This is a genomic window from Mesorhizobium sp. EU05-FHT14A09 (assembly GCF_058790995.1).
In genome coordinates, this window is the sequence record NZ_JBYTDF010000004.1 from 552005 (window position 1) to 568704 (window position 16700).

General features: G+C 62.7%; 18 protein-coding genes. 12 read left to right on the forward strand and 6 right to left on the reverse strand.

The features are described from left to right. Window positions 1-2 precede the first annotated feature (2 nt). Together AC3WTO_RS17670 and AC3WTO_RS17675 are read left to right on the forward strand one after the other, a co-directional pair. Complete coding sequence (locus AC3WTO_RS17670; protein ID WP_492462044.1) at window positions 3-1412, forward strand: ATP-binding protein; 1410 nt, start codon at window positions 3-5, stop codon at window positions 1410-1412. A 220-nt stretch (window positions 1413-1632) separates the two neighbouring features. Beyond that, window positions 1633-2655 (forward strand): glycosyltransferase family 4 protein, encoded by a 1023-nt coding sequence (locus AC3WTO_RS17675; RefSeq protein ID WP_492462045.1) that lies wholly within the window; start codon window positions 1633-1635, stop codon window positions 2653-2655. Window positions 2656-2751: 96 nt separating this feature from the next. Here the strand turns inward: AC3WTO_RS17675 and AC3WTO_RS17680 are convergent, their stop codons facing one another. The 3 genes from AC3WTO_RS17680 to AC3WTO_RS17690 all read right to left on the reverse strand — a co-directional run bounded on the left by AC3WTO_RS17680 (window position 2752) and on the right by AC3WTO_RS17690 (window position 4261). Then, window positions 2752-3111 (reverse strand): tRNA-binding protein, encoded by a 360-nt coding sequence (locus AC3WTO_RS17680; RefSeq protein ID WP_492462046.1) that lies wholly within the window; start codon window positions 3109-3111, stop codon window positions 2752-2754. A gap of 12 nt (window positions 3112-3123) precedes the next feature. Then, complete coding sequence (locus AC3WTO_RS17685; protein ID WP_492462047.1) at window positions 3124-3624, reverse strand: type III secretion system chaperone family protein; 501 nt, start codon at window positions 3622-3624, stop codon at window positions 3124-3126. Window positions 3625-3937: 313 nt separating this feature from the next. Continuing rightward, entirely contained in the window at window positions 3938-4261 is a 324-nt protein-coding gene (locus AC3WTO_RS17690) for an accessory factor UbiK family protein (protein ID WP_492462048.1), read from the reverse strand. Between the two features lie 225 nt (window positions 4262-4486). Here AC3WTO_RS17690 and lgt point away from each other — a divergent pair, with 225 nt between their 5' ends. The 7 genes from lgt to AC3WTO_RS17725 all read left to right on the forward strand — a co-directional run bounded on the left by lgt (window position 4487) and on the right by AC3WTO_RS17725 (window position 11262). Beyond that, on the forward strand, window positions 4487-5350 hold the full coding sequence (lgt, locus tag AC3WTO_RS17695) for a prolipoprotein diacylglyceryl transferase (RefSeq protein ID WP_492462049.1): 864 nt from the start codon (window positions 4487-4489) through the stop codon (window positions 5348-5350). Beyond that, window positions 5347-6438: a class I SAM-dependent methyltransferase gene (locus tag AC3WTO_RS17700; protein ID WP_492462050.1), complete on the forward strand. Its 1092-nt coding sequence runs from the start codon at window positions 5347-5349 to the stop codon at window positions 6436-6438. The genes lgt and AC3WTO_RS17700 overlap by 4 nt, the downstream gene beginning before the upstream one ends. Window positions 6439-6451: 13 nt before the next feature. After that, the gene (locus AC3WTO_RS17705; protein WP_492462051.1) at window positions 6452-7333 is read left to right on the forward strand and encodes a phosphotransferase family protein; all 882 of its coding nucleotides are present in this window, start codon (window positions 6452-6454) and stop codon (window positions 7331-7333) included. 30 nt (window positions 7334-7363) lie between these two features. Continuing rightward, window positions 7364-8254, forward strand: coding sequence for a peptidoglycan editing factor PgeF (gene pgeF / locus AC3WTO_RS17710; RefSeq protein ID WP_492462052.1), 891 nt, complete (start codon window positions 7364-7366; stop codon window positions 8252-8254). After that, the gene (locus AC3WTO_RS17715; RefSeq protein WP_492462053.1) at window positions 8254-9405 is read left to right on the forward strand and encodes a M24 family metallopeptidase; all 1152 of its coding nucleotides are present in this window, start codon (window positions 8254-8256) and stop codon (window positions 9403-9405) included. Before pgeF ends, AC3WTO_RS17715 begins: the two co-directional genes overlap by 1 nt. 49 nt (window positions 9406-9454) lie before the next feature. Further along, the gene (locus tag AC3WTO_RS17720; RefSeq protein ID WP_492462054.1) at window positions 9455-10075 is read left to right on the forward strand and encodes a hypothetical protein; all 621 of its coding nucleotides are present in this window, start codon (window positions 9455-9457) and stop codon (window positions 10073-10075) included. 251 nt (window positions 10076-10326) lie between these two features. Next, complete coding sequence (locus tag AC3WTO_RS17725) at window positions 10327-11262, forward strand: ribose-phosphate pyrophosphokinase (RefSeq protein WP_492462055.1); 936 nt, start codon at window positions 10327-10329, stop codon at window positions 11260-11262. 58 nt (window positions 11263-11320) lie between these two features. Here the strand turns inward: AC3WTO_RS17725 and AC3WTO_RS17730 are convergent, their stop codons facing one another. Beyond that, entirely contained in the window at window positions 11321-12085 is a 765-nt protein-coding gene (locus AC3WTO_RS17730; protein WP_492462056.1) for a sulfite exporter TauE/SafE family protein, read from the reverse strand. 123 nt (window positions 12086-12208) lie between these two features. Beyond that, window positions 12209-13042 (reverse strand): AraC family transcriptional regulator, encoded by an 834-nt coding sequence (locus tag AC3WTO_RS17735; protein ID WP_492462057.1) that lies wholly within the window; start codon window positions 13040-13042, stop codon window positions 12209-12211. 258 nt (window positions 13043-13300) lie between these two features. On the opposite strand from AC3WTO_RS17735, the gene AC3WTO_RS17740 reads away from it, so the two are divergent. From AC3WTO_RS17740 to pth, 3 genes are all read left to right on the forward strand, one after another. Continuing rightward, window positions 13301-14527 carry an MFS transporter gene (locus tag AC3WTO_RS17740; RefSeq protein ID WP_492462058.1) on the forward strand — a complete coding sequence of 409 codons (1227 nt, stop codon included), beginning with the start codon at window positions 13301-13303 and terminating at the stop codon, window positions 14525-14527. A 341-nt stretch (window positions 14528-14868) separates the two neighbouring features. Next, window positions 14869-15504 (forward strand): 50S ribosomal protein L25/general stress protein Ctc, encoded by a 636-nt coding sequence (locus tag AC3WTO_RS17745; RefSeq protein ID WP_492462059.1) that lies wholly within the window; start codon window positions 14869-14871, stop codon window positions 15502-15504. Between the two features lie 27 nt (window positions 15505-15531). Then, a complete protein-coding gene (pth, locus tag AC3WTO_RS17750) occupies window positions 15532-16275 on the forward strand; it encodes an aminoacyl-tRNA hydrolase (protein WP_492462060.1) in 744 nt (247 codons plus the stop codon). A 5-nt stretch (window positions 16276-16280) separates the two neighbouring features. Here pth and AC3WTO_RS17755 read toward each other — a convergent pair whose 3' ends face one another. Beyond that, a complete protein-coding gene (locus AC3WTO_RS17755) occupies window positions 16281-16649 on the reverse strand; it encodes a hypothetical protein (RefSeq protein WP_492462061.1) in 369 nt (122 codons plus the stop codon). Window positions 16650-16700: the final 51 nt, after the last annotated feature.

Genomic DNA, 16700 nt, shown 5'->3' on the forward strand with positions numbered 1-16700 from the left:
GAATGGCGACTTCGGAATTGCAGAGACCGCAACCGCAAGACGGACGCATTGCGCGCACGTTGGGAGCGCTGCCGCGCGGCTGGCGCAGGTTCTGGCGCCTCGTTTCCTTCTACATGCCGAAGCGGCTCTACGCCCGCTCGCTCATCATCGTCATCGCGCCGATGATCCTGCTGCAGTCTGTCATCGCCTATGTCTTTCTCGAGCGCCACTGGCAGCAGATGACGCAGCGCCTGTCGCAAGCCGTGGTGCGCGACATCGCCGCCGTCGTCGATCTGATGGAGACCTATCCACGCGAGGCTGACTACGCCAACATCATCCGCATGGCGCAGGATCGCATGCAGCTGAAGGTCGATCTTCTGCCGCCCGACCCGTTGCCGCCGCCAGGACCACGGCCGTTCTTCTCCATCCTGGACGATGTGCTCCCGGCTGAAATCACCCGCCAGATCAATCGTCCCTTCTGGATCGACACGGTCGGTAATTCCAACGTCATCGAGGTGCGCATCCAGCTGGAGGACAAGGTGCTGCGTGTCTTCGTGCGTCGCAGCCAGGCCTATGCCTCCAACACCATCGTCTTCCTGATCTGGATGGTCGGCGCTTCGCTGGTGCTCCTGATGATTGCCATCCCCTTCCTGCGCAATCAGATCCGGCCGATCCTGGCGCTTACCGAAGCCGCCGAGAGTTTCGGCAAGGGGCGCCCGATGCCGCGCGACTTCCGGCCGCGCGGCGCCGAGGAAGTGCGGCGCGCCGGCTTTGCCTTCATCCAGATGCGCGAACGCATCGAGCGCCAGATGGAGCAGCGCACGGCGATGCTGACCGGCGTCAGCCATGACCTGCGTACCGTGCTCACCCGTTTCAAGCTGCAGCTGGCGCTGATCGGCGGCAAGCGCACCGATACCGAGGCGCTCAATCAGGACATCCAGGACATGCAGTCGATGCTTGAGGGCTATTTGGCCTTCGCGCGCGGCGAAGCATCCGAGGATCAGGGTGATTTCGACCTGGAAACCTACTTCCAGAAGCTGCGCGACGAAGCCGGCTTGCGCAAACGCAAGCTGACCACCCTCGTCAGCGGACCCAAGCTCGTGCATGTCCGGCCGAACGCCTTCGAACGGCTGCTGTCGAATGTCGCCGGCAATGCGTTCCGTTATGGCAAGACGGTCGACATCAAGGCCGTCAACAGCCGCGGCTCGCTAGTGGTTACGATCGACGACGACGGCCCCGGCATCCCGGAGGACAAGCGGGAAGAGGTTTTCAAACCCTTCGTGCGGCTGGACGAGGCACGCAATCTCGATGCCAGCGGCACCGGCCTCGGTCTTTCCATCGCACGCGACATCGCGCGCACCCATGGCGGCGACATCACCCTCGAAGACAGCCCGCTCGGCGGCTTGCGTGCGATCATCCGGGTGCCGTCCTGAACCCATAAGGCGTCGCGCACCCGCCAGACCCAATTCATCGCCGCGTCATGAAAACATGGTCAAGAGCGCCCATGAAGCGCGCGATTGTCCATGATTCGATCTGGCGCCTGGATCCCGGCGTCCTGCCTGCCAGGCCGGACTGGCGCGAGGATTGGCTGCAGAGCGATTTCCCCCTGCGGCCACGCGCGAACAATTCCCAGCGGCATTGCGGCGAGGTCCCATGCGCATTCTGATGGTCACTGACGCCTGGCGCCCACAGGTCAACGGCGTTGTCCACACGCTGGAACGACTGACCGAAACCCTGAAGGCGCAAGGCGTCGAAACCCAGTTCCTGACCCCCAACACCTTCCGAACCCTGCCCCTGCCGACCTACCCCGACATTCGCCTGGCGCTGACCACACCACGCCATGTCGCCCGGTTGATCACAGACTCCAAGGCCGATCACATCCACATCGTGACCGAAGGTCCGCTGGGCATCATGGCACGTCGCTATTGCCGTGCGCATGGCCGGCCTTTCACCACCAGCTACCACACGCGCTTCCCGGAATATCTGAGTGCCCGCCTGCCCGTCCCGGAACGCTGGGCCTACAACTGGCTGCGCGATTTCCACAATTCCGGCCAGGGCACGCTGGTCGCAACCCAGTCATTGGCTGACGACCTGACCTCGCGGGGCTTCAACAAGCTGAAGCCCTGGACCCGCGGCGTCGACATCGAGCATTTCCGTCCCGACAAGCGCGGCGACCTGCCCTTCCCGCGACCGATTTTCCTGTCGGTCGGCCGCGTCGCCATCGAGAAGAACCTGCCGGCTTTCCTCGATCTCGACTTGCCTGGCAGCAAGGTCATCGTCGGTGAAGGACCGGAACGCGCCAAGCTGACCGCACGTTATCCGAACGCCCATTTCCTCGGCCATCGTCCGAGCGGTGAACTTGCTGAAATCTACGCCTCCGCCGACGTCTTCGTGTTCCCCAGCCGCACCGACACATTCGGCAATGTGATCATCGAGGCGCTGGCCAGCGGCACGCCTGTGGCCGCCTATCCGGTGACCGGCCCGATCGACATCGTCGGCGACGGCATTGGCGGCAAGGTCTCGGACGATCTACGGCAGGCCTGCCTCGATGCCTTGACCGTCAGCCGGGCCGAGGCGCGCGAACGCGCCATGCGCTACACGTGGAAAGCCTGTGCCGACATGTTCATGGAGACGGTCCACGAAGCGCTCGGGAATCGCGAGAAACTCGCCGCCTGACACAGGATGACCGAGCGGCCTGGAGCAATTCCAGGGAAAATGCGCAGAAAAACAAAGAGCTCGCGCGTCAGCGTTTCCGCCAGAAACGGAAACGCTCTAAAAAAGCCGGCCGCCGTCCGGCACCTTGCGTTCGATCGCTCCCAGCACAACCTCACCGTCGCCGTCGGGGAAACCGAGCGTCAGCACTTCCGACATGAACTTGCCGATCTGGCGCGGCGGGAAATTCACCACCGCGAAGACCTGACGGCCGATCACGCTCTCCGGCGTATAATATTTGGTGATCTGCGCCGACGACTTCTTCACGCCGATCTCCGGCCCAAAATCGATCTTCAGCTTGATCGCGGGCTTGCGCGCTTCCGGAAAAGGCTCAGCCTCGACGATCGTGCCGGCACGGATGTCGACACGGTCGAAATCGGCAAAGGTGATATCGGGTTTACGCTCGGTACTGGCAGTCATTTTTCTCGGCGATCAGGCATTGCCATAGGTTTCAAACAGAACGCTCGACAGCGCATCCTTGGCCGAGGTACCCGACCAGACGACAAACTGGAACGCCTGGAAGTAGCATTCGCACGCTTCCAGCGCCGAGGACAACAACACCTCGACCTGCTGGCTCGAAGGTTCGACTCCCCCGGCGAGCAGCAGCGACTGGCGAAACATGATCGCGCCTTCCTGCTCCCAAAGGTCGAAATGGCCGAACAGCATCTGCTCGTTGATCAGCGACAGCAGCCGCATGACTTCGAGCGTGCGGGTCTCCGGAACCTTTATGTCGAAGGCACAGGCAAGATGAAGCGCCTCGAAGTCCTCCATCCAGGAAAAGGACACGTGGTAGTCGGTCCAGGTTCCGGTCACCGAGATCGAGATTTCGTCGTCGCCGGCCCGCTCGAACGACCAGTCATTGTTGTGCGCCACCTGCTCGATCACATCGACCGGATGGATCTCGCGGGAAAATTCGAGTTCGAGAAGTTCCATGGAATGCTTCCTGTCGTTCTGGGAGCGCCACCGCACGCTCCGCGGGGGAGGCACGCACAACGAACAAATGTTCAAGAACTCGGACGGCCTGGACTGCTCGACGCAACACCCCATGACCGGACCCCACCGCCCGGCGCATGACCCCGTTCCGAATCATGCAGCAAATTCAGTCTATTGATCGGGAGTCGCGTGACCAGCCCAATTTTTTGGGGCGGGCAATTCGCATGTGGAAAGCGGAGTCACAAAGAGTCACAGGTCCCCGTTAAGCGATTCACGACAAAGCGCTTTTTCAGACGGCGGGTTGTGGAAAGATTTAACGAATTATTTTTTTTGCGCGTGGCTTCGTGGTGGTGGCCGAAGCTGGTTTTTCAGCCTTGGCGGCGGCGGAGCCGCCAAGCTGCGCTTCCAGCGCATCGATACGGGCCGCCAGTTTGGCGTTTTCCTCACGGGCCTTGGCTGCCATCTCGCGCACCGCCTCGAACTCCTCGCGCTGCACGATCTCCATGGAATTCAGCAGCCGTTCCGCCTGCGCCCGAAAGGCGGTTTCCACCTCGCGGCGCACGCCCTGGGCGGCTCCGGCTGCATCGGTCACCAGCTTGGCGAATTCATCGAGGATGCGGTTCGGTCCGGTCGACATGGCAAAACCCCTGTTGGTTGATTTGACCTAATGAGCCGCATGGCAGAATGCAAGGTTGCTCCGCCTTGACCGCGCCAAAAGCCTGTCCCATGGTCCGCGCCGCAAAGCACGATCCCGAAAACTTACGGGCTTTTCGGACAAGATCGTGCACCAAAACAAAGAGATAGCGCGGGATAGCGGTACAGCGTCGCATTCCGCCCTGGTACGACCCGCATGGGAGATTTCATGAGCGACCTGCTGCCGCTGGCTGCCCTTTCCTTTCCGAACATCGATCCGGTCATCTTCCAGATCGGCCCGTTTTTCGGCTTTGGGCCGTTGAAGGTGCATTGGTACGGCGTCGCCTACGTCGTCGGCATCCTGTTTGCCTGGTGGTATGCTAAGCGCCTGATCACCAACAGCCGGCTTTGGCCTGAGGGCAAACTGCCTATGAAGCCCATCGATATCGATGACTTCGTCGTCTGGGCTGCGGTCGGCATCGTTGCCGGCGGCCGCCTGGGTTACGTGCTCTTCTATAATTTCCCACGCTACTTCAACAATCCAATCGAGATCTTCTACCTGCAGGACGGCGGCATGTCGTTCCACGGCGGCATCACCGGCACCATCCTGGCGATGTATTTCTTCGCCCGCTCGCGCGGCATCCATGTGTGGTCGCTGTTCGACGTGGTGGCTGCCGGCGTGCCTGTCGGCCTCGGCCTCGGTCGGCTCGCCAACTTCATCAACTCCGAGCTTTGGGGACGGCTTACCACAGTGCCATGGGCGGTCGAGTTTCCCAATGGCGGCCCGTTCGCCCGCCATCCCAGCCAGATCTACGAAGCGCTGCTCGAAGGCCTCGTGCTCTTCCTGGTGCTGCGCGTCCTCACTTATTCACGGTTGAAATTGATGACGCCGGGCTTCGTTGCCGGTGCCTTCGTCACTGGCTATGCGCTCTCCCGCATCTTCGTGGAATTCTTCCGCGAGCCCGACCAGCAACTCGGCTATCTCTTCGGTGGCTGGCTCACCATGGGCATGGTGCTGTCGGCGCCGATGGTCCTCATCGGCATCTGGTGCATGGCGACAGCCAGGCCTGTCACGCACACACAGCCGGCATGACCGAGCTGAAACGCCGCATCACCGAACTGGTCACGACGGTCGGCCCGATCCCGACCAGCGAATACATGGCACTTTGCCTGTTCGATCCCGAGGCGGGTTATTACACGACGCGCGAGCCGTTCGGCACCGGTGGTGATTTCACCACGGGGCCCGAGATAAGCCAGATGTTCGGCGAACTGGTAGCGGTCTGGCTCTACGAGGCATGGCGCGCGATCGGCTCGCCGAAGCCCGTCACCCTGGCCGAAATCGGACCGGGCCGTGGCACCTTGATGAAGGACATGCTGCGTACCTTAAAGCGCCTTGATCCGGCTTTTGCTGCGAGCGCCTCGGTCGCGCTGATCGAAACCAGCCCGCGATTGCGCGACGTCCAGAAAGAGACGCTGACCGGCATGGCCGCAAGCGCAGAATGGCATGAGACGACCGCTTCCTTGCCTGATGCGCCGCTGCTGATCGTCGGCAACGAGCTGTTCGATGCCGTTCCGATCCGGCAATTCGTACGCACCAGCGATGGCTGGCGCGAGCGGATGGTTGGGCTGGATGCGACCGGAGACCTCGCCTTTTTTGCCGGGGCGGCCTCGCTTGACCCGGCGCTCCTGCCACCCGATGCGCTGACCGCCTCCGAAGGCGCCATCGCCGAGCTCGCCCCGGCGCGCTCGGCGTTGATGCAGACAATTGCCGAGCGTATCGCCATGCATGGCGGCGCAGGACTGTTCTTCGACTATGGCCACTTGCAGCCTGGGGTCGGCGACACCTTGCAGGCCCTGCGCAATCACCAGTACGAAGATGTTCTGGCGAGCCCCGGCGAGGCCGACCTCACCTCGCATGTCGATTTCGCCGCCCTGGCTGCCTCGGCCCGGGCCACCGGCCTGCGGGCAGACTTCACGACACAAGGTTCGTTTCTGCTGGGCATGGGTTTGCTGGAGCGCGCCGGTCGTCTCGGCGCCGAAGCCGATGACGCCAGCCGAGAGCGCCTGTCGGGCGAAGTCGAACGCCTTGCCGGTCCGCAGGCGATGGGCGAGCTGTTCAAGGTATTGGCCATTGCTGCAAAGGACATCGCGCTGCCGGTGTTCCGCAGCCGCGTCGGCTAAGGGTATGGGCAAGATGCAAACGACACAGGAAACCGAACTCGATGCATTGAAGGCGATCATCATCGCCCGGTTCCCTGACCTGGCCGCATCACGCTTCAGCCTGCTCACCCAGGGCTGGGATTCAATCGCGGTCGATGTCGACGACCGCATGATCTTCAAATTCCCGCGGAACGAGACCGCGGAAAAGTCGCTGATCCGGGAAATCAGCCTGCTCGACGTGATCCGTCCTGCCATCGCCATGCCGGTTCCGGATATCCGGCTGATCGATGCTTCGCAGACCTTCTCGTGCCACCAGAAGCTGAAAGGCAGCTATCTGGAAACGCCTCATTACATGCGCCTGGGCGTGGATGAACGCGAAGACCTGGCACGGCGCCTGGCGCGTTTCTATGTCGACCTGCATGGCCTCGACATCGAGGTGATGCGTGCCGCCGGCGCCGGCCCGGTGGAAGCCTGGTCCGAGCCCGGTGAAGTCCGTGACAAGGCCCTGCCTCTCCTGTCAGGTGACTTGAAAACCCTGGCCGAGCACATCATCGCTTCCTGGGCCGACCTGCCACCCGACCCGTACGGCACGACTTACGGCTTCTTCGATGGTCATGGCTGGAACATGGCCTTCGATCATGAAACCGGTCGTCTCAGCGGCATGTATGATTTCGCAGATTCCGGTTTCGGACCGCTGCACCGCGATTTCATCTATTCGAACTTCATTTCCACAGACCTGACCGAGCGGATCATCACCCACTACGAGGCGCTGTCGGGATGTACGATCGAGCGGAAACGTGTCGAGGTGCTGACCGGCGCGCATCGCCTGTGGGAACTGGCGGAGGCGGTGGATGATGCACCGCGTGTTCCCCTCATGATCGATCATTTCGCGCATTGGTCGGCCGCTTCGCGCTGACCTGTCCAACAGCCGCGCCTCCAATCGCGATTGACTTCGGCCCCCGCCCTGCCCCACTGTCCGCGCTTCGAACCGTCGGCGCATCGCCTTGACGAATCCTGGCCTGACAAAGACAAGACAGACATGCTGAACCAAACGAAGCCGGAGCCGATCCGGTCTCCGATGCTCGAAAAGATGGCGGCGCAAGGCATCCGCCATGGCTATTTCACCCGCGTCGGCGGTGTCTCTGACGGCATCTATCGCGGCCTCAACATCGGCACTGGTTCCCAGGACGACCCGGAGCTGGTGCGCGAAAATCGCCGCCGTGTCGCGGACTGGATGGGCGTGCCCACCACGCATCTGCTGAGTGCGCATCAAGTCCATTCGCCGGACGTCGTTGTTGCGCGCGAGCCTTTTGACGGCGAGCGGCCCAAGGTCGATGCCATCGTTACCGACCGGCCAGGCATCGCCATTGCCGCCACGACCGCGGATTGCGGGCCAGTGCTGTTTGCCGACGCCGGCGCCGGTGTCATCGGCGCCGCGCATGCAGGCTGGAAAGGCGCCTTCACGGGCGTGCTCGAGAATACCGTCGTCGCCATGGAAGGCCTCGGTGCAAGGCGCGAGAACATCGTCGCCGTTCTCGGCCCTTCGATCAGCCCACGCAACTATGAGGTCGGACCGGAATTCGTTGCCCGCTTCGCCGAGGCAGATGCCGGCAACGAGCGATATTTCGCGCCTTCGGGCAAATCCGGTCATGCAATGTTCGACCTCAACCGCTACACGGTCGACCGGCTGCGACAGGCCGGCGTGACCGCAGAGGCGCTCGACCGCTGCACCTATGCGGAAGAAGACCTCTTCTTTTCCTATCGCCGCACCGTCCACCGCAACGAGCCGGACTATGGACGCCAACTCTCGGCGATCGTGCTGGAGGACAACGGCTGATGGCGCTGCATTTCGAACGCTCCGAATACGACGCCCGCCGCGATCGGCTGATGATCGAGATGGCCGAGAAGAAACTCGACGCCATCCTGCTGTTTGCACAGGAAAGCATGTATTGGCTGACCGGATACGACACGTTCGGCTTCTGCTTCTTCCAGTGCCTGGTGGTGAAAGCCGACGGCTCGATGGTGCTGCTCACACGCTCCGCCGACCTGCGCCAGGCCCGGCACACCTCGACCATAGACAACATCGTCGTCTGGATGGACCGCGCCGACGCCAACCCGGCGATCGACCTGCGCAATCTTTTGAACGATCTCGACCTGCTCGGCGCCCGCATCGGCGTCGAATACGACACACACGGCCTGACCGCCTATAACGGCCGACGGCTGGACGAGCAGTTGCAGACCTTCGGCCAGATCGCCGATGCCTCCGGCATCGTCGGACGGCTTCGCCTGTTCAAGAGCCCTGCCGAGATCGCCAAGGCTGAAAAGGCCGCGGCGTTGAGCGACGACGCGCTGGACGCGGCCTTGCCGCTGATCAAGCAAGGCGGCGACGAGGCGCAGATCCTGGCCGCCATGCAGGGTGCGGTCTTTTCGGGCGGCGGCGACTATCCCGCCAATGAGTTCATCATCGGCTCCGGCGCAGACGCCCTGCTCTGCCGCTACAAGGCGGGCCGCCGCAAGCTCAACAAGAACGACCAGCTCACGCTGGAATGGGCCGGCGTCTTCCACCACTACCATGCACCGATGATGCGCACGGCGCTTACCGGCAAGGTCTCCAAGCGCCACCAGGACCTGTTCGATGCCTCCCGCGCCGCTCTGCTCGCGGTCGAAAAGGCGATGACGCCGGGCAACAGCTTCGGCGATGTCTTCGACGCCCACGCCCGCACCCTGGAGACACACGGGCTTACCCGGCACCGGCTCAACGCCTGCGGCTATTCGGTCGGCGCCCGCTTCACGCCGTCATGGATGGACATGCCGATGTTCTACCAGGGCAATCCGGAGCCGATTGCCCCCAACATGACCTTGTTCGCGCACATGATCATCATGGACTCCGAAACGGAGACCGCGATGACGCTTGGCCGCACCTATCTGACGACCGAATCGCAGCCGAAGCCGCTTTCGCGCCATGATCTCGACTTGATCGTGCGCTGAATCGATGCCGGGAAGGGCATTTGTTCGTCGCCGAGGAGTTCGTCAGTCGATGAGGCGATCATGCCTGACCATCGCGCCATTGCTGTTTGCTCTGGCGCTGTCGGCTTGCAACCGGGCCAACGACGCGCTGCAACCGACCACGCCAGCGACGACACAAACCGCGCAGGGCGCGCCGCCTGCGGCGGCCACCGTGCAGCCCGCTACGCTTGCGAACCCGACCGCCGGCGCTTCGGTGCCTGCCGCTGCCAGCGTCACCACGCCAGCCCCGACGCCGGCACAGGCTGCCGCCATGCTCGGCAAGGCCCGGCTGCAGATCGCTCCCATCGTCGGCGCCACGGTGGAGGCGGCCACCCCGCTCACCCAACGCCTTGCGGCGCGTGCCAAGGAAAGCGGCATCACCCTCGCCGGCAGCGCCGGCCAGGGTGCGACCCATGTGCTGAAGGGCTATTTCTCGACCATATCCGAGGGCAAGGAAACGACCGTCATCTACGTCTGGGACGTCTATGACCCGGCGGGTACCCGCGTGCACCGCATCAACGGTCAGCAGAAAGCGCCAACTGTCAGCGGCGCCGAGGGCTGGGCAGCCGTACCGCCCGCCACCATGCAGGCGATCGCCGACCAGACCATTGCCCAGTTGACCAACTGGCTCGCCGGCCGCCCTGCCGGCTGATTCTGGAGCGTTTTCGTTTTTCTCGGAAACGCGAAAATCCTCTGACTTTTTGCAGGCGCAATTCCGCACGCAAAACCGCTACGCACGTTTTGCTGGAATTGCTCCGGGAATCTAGCCGGCTAGCAGCACGATACGCTTTCCCCTGGGTTACACCTTTGTTGGGATTCCATTGCGGATTCCGCAATACGGCGCTTGCAATACCGGCACGGCTGGTTAAAAGCCCCCTTAAACTCCACCACCAGGTACGGTGCATGAAACTCTTCGCGGGCAATTCCAACAGGGTGCTGGCCGAAGCGGTCGCTCGCTATCTCAACATTCCGTTGGGCAAGGCAAGCGTCAGGCGTTTCGCCGACCAGGAGATCTTTGTCGAGATCCAGGAAAATGTGCGCGGCGAGGATGTCTTCATCCTGCAGTCGACATCCTATCCGACCAACGATCACCTGATGGAACTGCTCATCATGATCGATGCCTTCATGCGCTCGTCGGCCCGGCGCATCACGGCGGTGATCCCCTATTTCGGTTATGCCCGCCAGGACCGTCGCGCATCAGGCCGTACGCCGATCTCGGCCAAGCTGGTCGCCAACATGATCGCCCGCGCCGGCGCCGACCGCGTGCTCACGCTCGACCTGCACGCCGGCCAGATCCAAGGCTTCTTCGACATACCGACGGACAACCTCTTCGCCGTGCCGGTGATGGCGCGCGACGTGAAAGCCAAATACAAGCAGCTCGGCAACGTCATGGTGGTGTCGCCGGACGTCGGCGGCGTGGTGCGTGCGCGTGCGCTTGCCAAGCGCATCGACGCCCAGCTCGCCATCGTCGACAAGCGCCGCGAGCGGCCCGGTGAATCCGAAGTGATGAACGTCATCGGCGACGTGCGCGGCAAGGACTGCTTGCTGATCGACGACATCGTCGATTCCGGCGGCACGCTGTGCAACGCGGCCGATGCCCTGCTTGCCAACGGCGCCACCAGCGTCACGGCATACATCACCCACGGCGTGCTTTCGGGCGGCGCGGTAGCCCGCATCACCGGCTCCAAGCTGCAGGAACTGGTCATCACCGACTCGATCCAGCCGACGCAGGCCGTGATCGACGCCCACAATATCCGCGTCATCTCGATTGGCGACCTGATGGGCGAAGCCATCTCGCGCACCGCCACGGAAGAATCGGTGTCCAGCCTGTTTGATTAGGCCTCTGCGCGCGTCCATTCGGACGCGAAAGGACGCTTCAACGTTTTAGACGCCCTGTTTATCGCAACAGCCCGTCCAGCACCGGCAAACTGATCAGAGCCGAAAGCGCTATCAGCCCGAAACACAGCCTGCGGAAGGTCTGCTCGCTGGCCATGCCGAACATATGCGCGCCGAGCCACAACCCTAGACCATAAGCGGGGGCAGCGATGACGGCCAATGCAACGATCGGTGCCGTGATCAGGCCGCCCCAGAGATAGCTGACCGCCGTGATCACCGTGGACACGGCGAAATAGAGAATAATGTTGGCCCGGACGGTGTTGCCGACAAAGCCGCCGCCCAGCCAATAGGCCACGACCGGCGGCCCGCCGACCTGCGCTGCACCGGAGAAAATGCCCGATATCGCTCCGACCGCGATGGTGAGATAGGCTTTGGGGCGACCGTAGTAGCGCCAGCCTGACATCAGGAGCAGCAGAAGCGCAACGACGACGACGACGATCGACCAACGGATCGTCAACGGGTCGAGATGTGCCAGTGCATAGGTGCCGAGCGGCACGCCGACCAGTGCACCAAGTGCCATGACAAGGACATTGGTCTTGTCGGCCTGCCGCCACGCCCCCGGCACAAAGCCAGCGGCCATCACGCCGTCCACCACCAACAGCAGCGGCGCCGCGACCTTGGGACCGACCACGGAACTCGCCAACGGCACGAAGATGAGCGCGGCCCCGAAGCCCGAAAAGCCACGCGCCAGTCCTGCGATCAAAGCGATCGCAACAATGGCGAACACGGCCTGGTTCGAAACACCGGCGAGAAGAGATTGAAGCATCGGGAGCGAAAGTCCGAAGACAAATCCTTGATCTTCTTAGCTATCCCTCCCACTCGTGGATAGAGGACAGAGCATTGCTACGGATGGCGCAGAAGTTAGAGGCTGCGCCGGCTGTTCCTATCTTCAGCCCACCTCACGAGCGCCCCTCAGATAGCCGCGCGGCGAGAGCCCCAGCATGCGCTTGAACATGGTGGTGAAGGCCGGCACGCTGTCATAGCCGAGATCGAGCGCCACGCGTGTGACCGGTTCGCCATCGGTAAGCCGCGGCAGGGCGGCAAGCAGCAGCGCCTGCTGGCGCCAGGTCGACAAGGACAATCCGGTCTCGCGGTGGAAGACGCGGGTGAAAGTGCGCCGGCTCATGCCGACGGTCTCAGCCCAGTCGTCGATCGTGGCATGCGGTGATGGGTCGGCGACGAAGCGTCGGCACAATGCCGCGATGCGCGGATCGTGCGGGAACGGCAGACCGAGCGGCCGTTCTTCCATGGCCGGGATTTCGTGCAGGAGCAGCGCCATCAAGAGAGCGGCGCGCTCGCTGGGCGGTTCGTCCGTCGGCAGCGTGACTGCCTCGATGATCAGGCTGCGCATCAGGTCGCTGACGCCAACGACACGCAGGTTCGTTGGCAGGCCGGCTACCGAGTCGGGCGCGACATAGACCGAGCGCATCGAGACACTGCCCTGCATCTCCACCGCATGCTTGATGCCGGCCGGGATCCACATGGCATGGTCAGGCGGGACCATCCAGCGGCCGAAATGCGTCTTCACCAGGACCACACCGGTCAGGGCGTGCAGGAGCTGGCTGCGGTTGTGACGATGGTCGGGGACGGTGTAGCCGTCCGGATATTCCGACGGCAATGCGATCACGAGGTCGCGGGCGCGGTCCAGCCATTCCAGCCGCTCGCGGTGGCGACGATGCAGATCGGTGACCGGCGCTTCGAGATAGGAGACACTCGTTGGCATGGTTTGGCCCACTTGCGTAATAAATGGACCAAACCACGAAAGAAGCAGCGCAGCAACAGGATTATAAGCGCCTCCGCGGCGGCAATTTCCGTCCGCGACAAGGGTGCGGCTCGATTCAAGCCAGGACGCGCCGGAATTGGTCAGCTTTCACAGCCGCAGCGCGGCAGCACGCGTTTGAACACGCGAGCACCGGAAGCGCGCAAAGCTGCCATTCACAGGCCCGCCTCGTTTGAACATCAACGCACCGTAGCAAGGAGCATGATCTTGACCGATACCGCAGCGACAGCCGGTCGCGCGACGAGCGCGGCGACCACCACAGCCTTCACCGTCATCCTGGCGGTGAGCTTTGGCCACTTCATCAACGACATTATGCAGTCGCTGCTTTCGGCCATCTATCCGCTCCTTAAGGACAATTACAGCCTCGACTTCTGGCAGATCGGCCTGTTGACCTTCACCTTCCAGGTCACCGCCTCGTTGCTGCAGCCGGTGGTCGGCATCATCACCGACAAGCGGCCGATGCCGTTCTCCCTGCCCTGGGGCATGGCGTCGTCGCTGGTCGGCCTGATTGTCCTGGCTTATGCCGGCCACTACTGGCTGCTGCTGCTCGGCGCTTCGCTCATCGGCATCGGCTCGTCGATCTTCCACCCGGAATCCTCCCGCATCGCCAGGCTGGCGTCCGGCGGCAAGCACGGCCTTGCCCAATCGCTGTTCCAGGTGGGCGGCAATTTCGGCCAGGCAATGGGTCCGCTGGCCGCGGCCTTCATCGTCGTACCGTTTGGCCAGACCAGCATCTCCTGGTTCGCCATCGGCTCGCTGATCGGCATCATCGTGCTCTGGCAGGTCGGCAACTGGTACATCCGCTACCGCAAGGCGACCGGCAACCGGCCTGCGGCGGTGCACGTCTCGCCCTTCTCGCGCGGCCGGGTGACGTGGTCGCTGGTGATCCTGACGGTTCTGGTGCTCTCCAAGAACGCCTACATCGCCAGCCTGTCCAGCTACTACACCTTCTATACCATCGAGAAGTTCGGCGTTTCCGTGCAGATGTCGCAGGTGTTGCTGTTCGCCTTCCTCGGCGCTTCAGCACTCGGCATCCTGCTCGGTGGGCCCTTCGGTGACCGCTACGGCCAGAAGGCGATGATCTGGTTCTCGATCGTCGGCGTGCTGCCGTTCACGCTGATCCTGCCTTATGCCAACCTGGAATGGACGGTGATCCTCACCATCCTGATCGGCCTGATCCTGTCGTCGGCCTTCTCCAACATCGTGGTGTTCGCGCAGGAACTGGTGCCGGGCCGCGTCGGCATGATCGCCGGCATCTTCTTCGGCTTCGCCTTCGGCATGGGCGGCATCGCCGCCGCCATCCTAGGCGTGGTCGCGGACGCCAAGGGCATCGACTTCGTCTACCAGATCTGTTCGTACCTGCCCCTGCTCGGCCTGCTCACCATCTTCCTGCCCAACATGAAGGAAGCCCGAAAGAGCGCGGCATAATATCAGAGGTCCTGGATGCTAACACATCCAGGACGCCTCAAACGCCGGCGCGGCCCATCCGGGCCACTTGGCTAACGCGCCAACGGGCGCGGCGCGCAAGAACACAGTCAATTGGCGCGCGCTTCAACGGTCATTCATAATGACCGTTGGCTAAGCTGTCGGCAAACCAGAAAAGGCGGCCATGCTTGCGCGTTTGGCCGCCTTCCGCTATAGAGCCGCCACCCGCGTAGACACCCTTGGAGGCAACGCGGACGAGGGCCGCGGATTTCGCGGCTTTCGACATTTTCGGAACCCGGCTTGCCGGATACCGGGAATGCTCCAGCAACGCGAAAGGAAATACCATGAGCCACGATACTTACGAGCTCAAGGCCGAGTCGCGCGAACAGGTCGGTAAGGGGTCCGCCCGTGCAGTTCGCCGCGAAGGCAAAGTGCCTGCAGTTATTTATGGCGACAAGCAGCCCCCTCTGGCTATCGCCCTGTCCTACAAGGACGTCTTCTACAAGATCCATGGCGGTGGCTTCCTGACCACGGTCGCGACGATCGACGTCGACGGCAAGAAGATCCAGGTCCTGCCGAAGGACTATCAGCTTGACCCGGTCAAGGACTTCCCGCTGCATGTCGACTTCCTGCGGGTCGGCAAGAACACCGAAGTCAACGTCGAAGTTCCGGTTCACTTCATCAACGAAGAGAAGTCGCCCGGCATCAAGCGCGGCGGCGTGCTCAACATCGTTCGCCACGAAGTGGAATTCCACTGCCCGGCCAACGCGATCCCGGAATTCATCGAAGTCGATCTGGCCGGTGCCAACATCGGCGACTCGATCCACATCTCGGCAGTCAAGCTGCCGGCTGGCGTGAAGCCGGTCATTTCCGACCGCGACTTCACCATCGCCACCATCGCCGGCTCGGCCGCGATGAAGCCGGAGACCGAGGAAGCAGAAGCCGCCCCGGCCGCTGCGGAAGCCGGCGAAGAGAAGTAATTTTCGCAGCCCGGGAGGGCCGTCACCATGCTTTTGTTCGCTGGTCTCGGCAATCCTGGCGCGAAATATGCCAACAACCGGCACAATGTCGGTTTCCTGGCGGCGGACGTCATCGCCCGCCGCCATTCCTTTTCGCCCTGGTCGCGCAAGTTCCAGGCCGAGATCGCCGAAGGTAGGATCGGCGGCGAGAAGGTGCTGCTCATCAAGCCGCAGACCTTCATGAATCTGTCTGGCCAGGCTGTCGGCGAAGCGCTGCGCTTCTACAAGCTCGACGCTTCGGCAGTGACTGTTTTCTACGACGAAATCGAGCTGCCGGCCGGCAAGGTCCGGGTCAAGATCGGTGGCGGCTCCGCCGGTCACAACGGCATCCGCTCGCTCGACCAGCACATCGGCAACAACTACCGGCGCGTCCGCATTGGTGTCGGCCATCCCGGCGCCAAGGAAATGGTGCATGGCCACGTGCTGGGCGATTTCTCAAAAGCCGACCAGGAATGGCTGGACGTGCTGCTCGACAGCATCGCTGACAGCGCGGATATGATCGCCAAGGGCGACGACAACTCCTTCATGAACCGGGTGACGCTGGCCCTGCGCGACAAGCTGCAGCCGACCGGCCCGGACGACACACCGCCGGCCAAGGCGCCAAAACAGTCAGCCGCGCCCAAGGCGCAGAGCCATATCCGCCAGGCCAGGCCGCAGCAGTCCGCAGTCAAGGTTCCGGAGAACGGGCCGATGGCCGCCATGCTGAAGAAGCTGCTCGGCAACAAGGATTGAGAACCTCACCAGGGGTTCGCCAACCGATATTGGACACGCTCCCACAGCCAGTGGGCACAAGAATCCATCACATCGGCAAAGAGTGTCCGCGCATTGGGAACGCAGACGAGCAGCAGCACACCGAAAAAGACCATCAGTCCGATCGCGACCCTTAGATTTTTCGAGCTGTCCAGCCGATAGTAGCCGTCTTCGTCAAACTCCGTATCGTAGATGAAATCGCTCCACCGATACCCGCCGGGAATGAGGACACTGTCCACTCGCGGAGAATCGGTCAGCCGATCCGGCAGAGGCAGCGGAATGGATCGCCACAAGTGCCACAACAAGCCCAGCAGGGCGAAGACGAAGGGTGCCGCGATATAGTGCCAGATTGCCATTTTACGCATCAATCCGCATCGATACGCTGTGATACGATGAAAGCACGAACC

Bases quoted from the DNA above. Each gene is read 5' to 3' on its own strand.
- AC3WTO_RS17670 (WP_492462044.1), top strand. From the start codon at position 3: ATGGCGACTTCGGAATTGCAGAGACCGCAACCGCAAGACGGACGCATT.
- AC3WTO_RS17675 (WP_492462045.1), top strand. From the start codon at position 1,633: ATGCGCATTCTGATGGTCACTGACGCCTGGCGCCCACAGGTCAACGGC.
- AC3WTO_RS17680 (WP_492462046.1), bottom strand. From the start codon at position 3,111: ATGACTGCCAGTACCGAGCGTAAACCCGATATCACCTTTGCCGATTTC.
- AC3WTO_RS17685 (WP_492462047.1), bottom strand. From the start codon at position 3,624: ATGGAACTTCTCGAACTCGAATTTTCCCGCGAGATCCATCCGGTCGAT.
- AC3WTO_RS17690 (WP_492462048.1), bottom strand. From the start codon at position 4,261: ATGTCGACCGGACCGAACCGCATCCTCGATGAATTCGCCAAGCTGGTG.
- lgt (WP_492462049.1), top strand. From the start codon at position 4,487: ATGAGCGACCTGCTGCCGCTGGCTGCCCTTTCCTTTCCGAACATCGAT.
- AC3WTO_RS17700 (WP_492462050.1), top strand. From the start codon at position 5,347: ATGACCGAGCTGAAACGCCGCATCACCGAACTGGTCACGACGGTCGGC.
- AC3WTO_RS17705 (WP_492462051.1), top strand. From the start codon at position 6,452: ATGCAAACGACACAGGAAACCGAACTCGATGCATTGAAGGCGATCATC.
- AC3WTO_RS17715 (WP_492462053.1), top strand. From the start codon at position 8,254: ATGGCGCTGCATTTCGAACGCTCCGAATACGACGCCCGCCGCGATCGG.
- AC3WTO_RS17720 (WP_492462054.1), top strand. From the start codon at position 9,455: ATGAGGCGATCATGCCTGACCATCGCGCCATTGCTGTTTGCTCTGGCG.
- AC3WTO_RS17725 (WP_492462055.1), top strand. From the start codon at position 10,327: ATGAAACTCTTCGCGGGCAATTCCAACAGGGTGCTGGCCGAAGCGGTC.
- AC3WTO_RS17730 (WP_492462056.1), bottom strand. From the start codon at position 12,085: ATGCTTCAATCTCTTCTCGCCGGTGTTTCGAACCAGGCCGTGTTCGCC.
- AC3WTO_RS17735 (WP_492462057.1), bottom strand. From the start codon at position 13,042: ATGCCAACGAGTGTCTCCTATCTCGAAGCGCCGGTCACCGATCTGCAT.
- AC3WTO_RS17740 (WP_492462058.1), top strand. From the start codon at position 13,301: ATGATCTTGACCGATACCGCAGCGACAGCCGGTCGCGCGACGAGCGCG.
- AC3WTO_RS17745 (WP_492462059.1), top strand. From the start codon at position 14,869: ATGAGCCACGATACTTACGAGCTCAAGGCCGAGTCGCGCGAACAGGTC.
- pth (WP_492462060.1), top strand. From the start codon at position 15,532: ATGCTTTTGTTCGCTGGTCTCGGCAATCCTGGCGCGAAATATGCCAAC.
- AC3WTO_RS17755 (WP_492462061.1), bottom strand. From the start codon at position 16,649: ATGGCAATCTGGCACTATATCGCGGCACCCTTCGTCTTCGCCCTGCTG.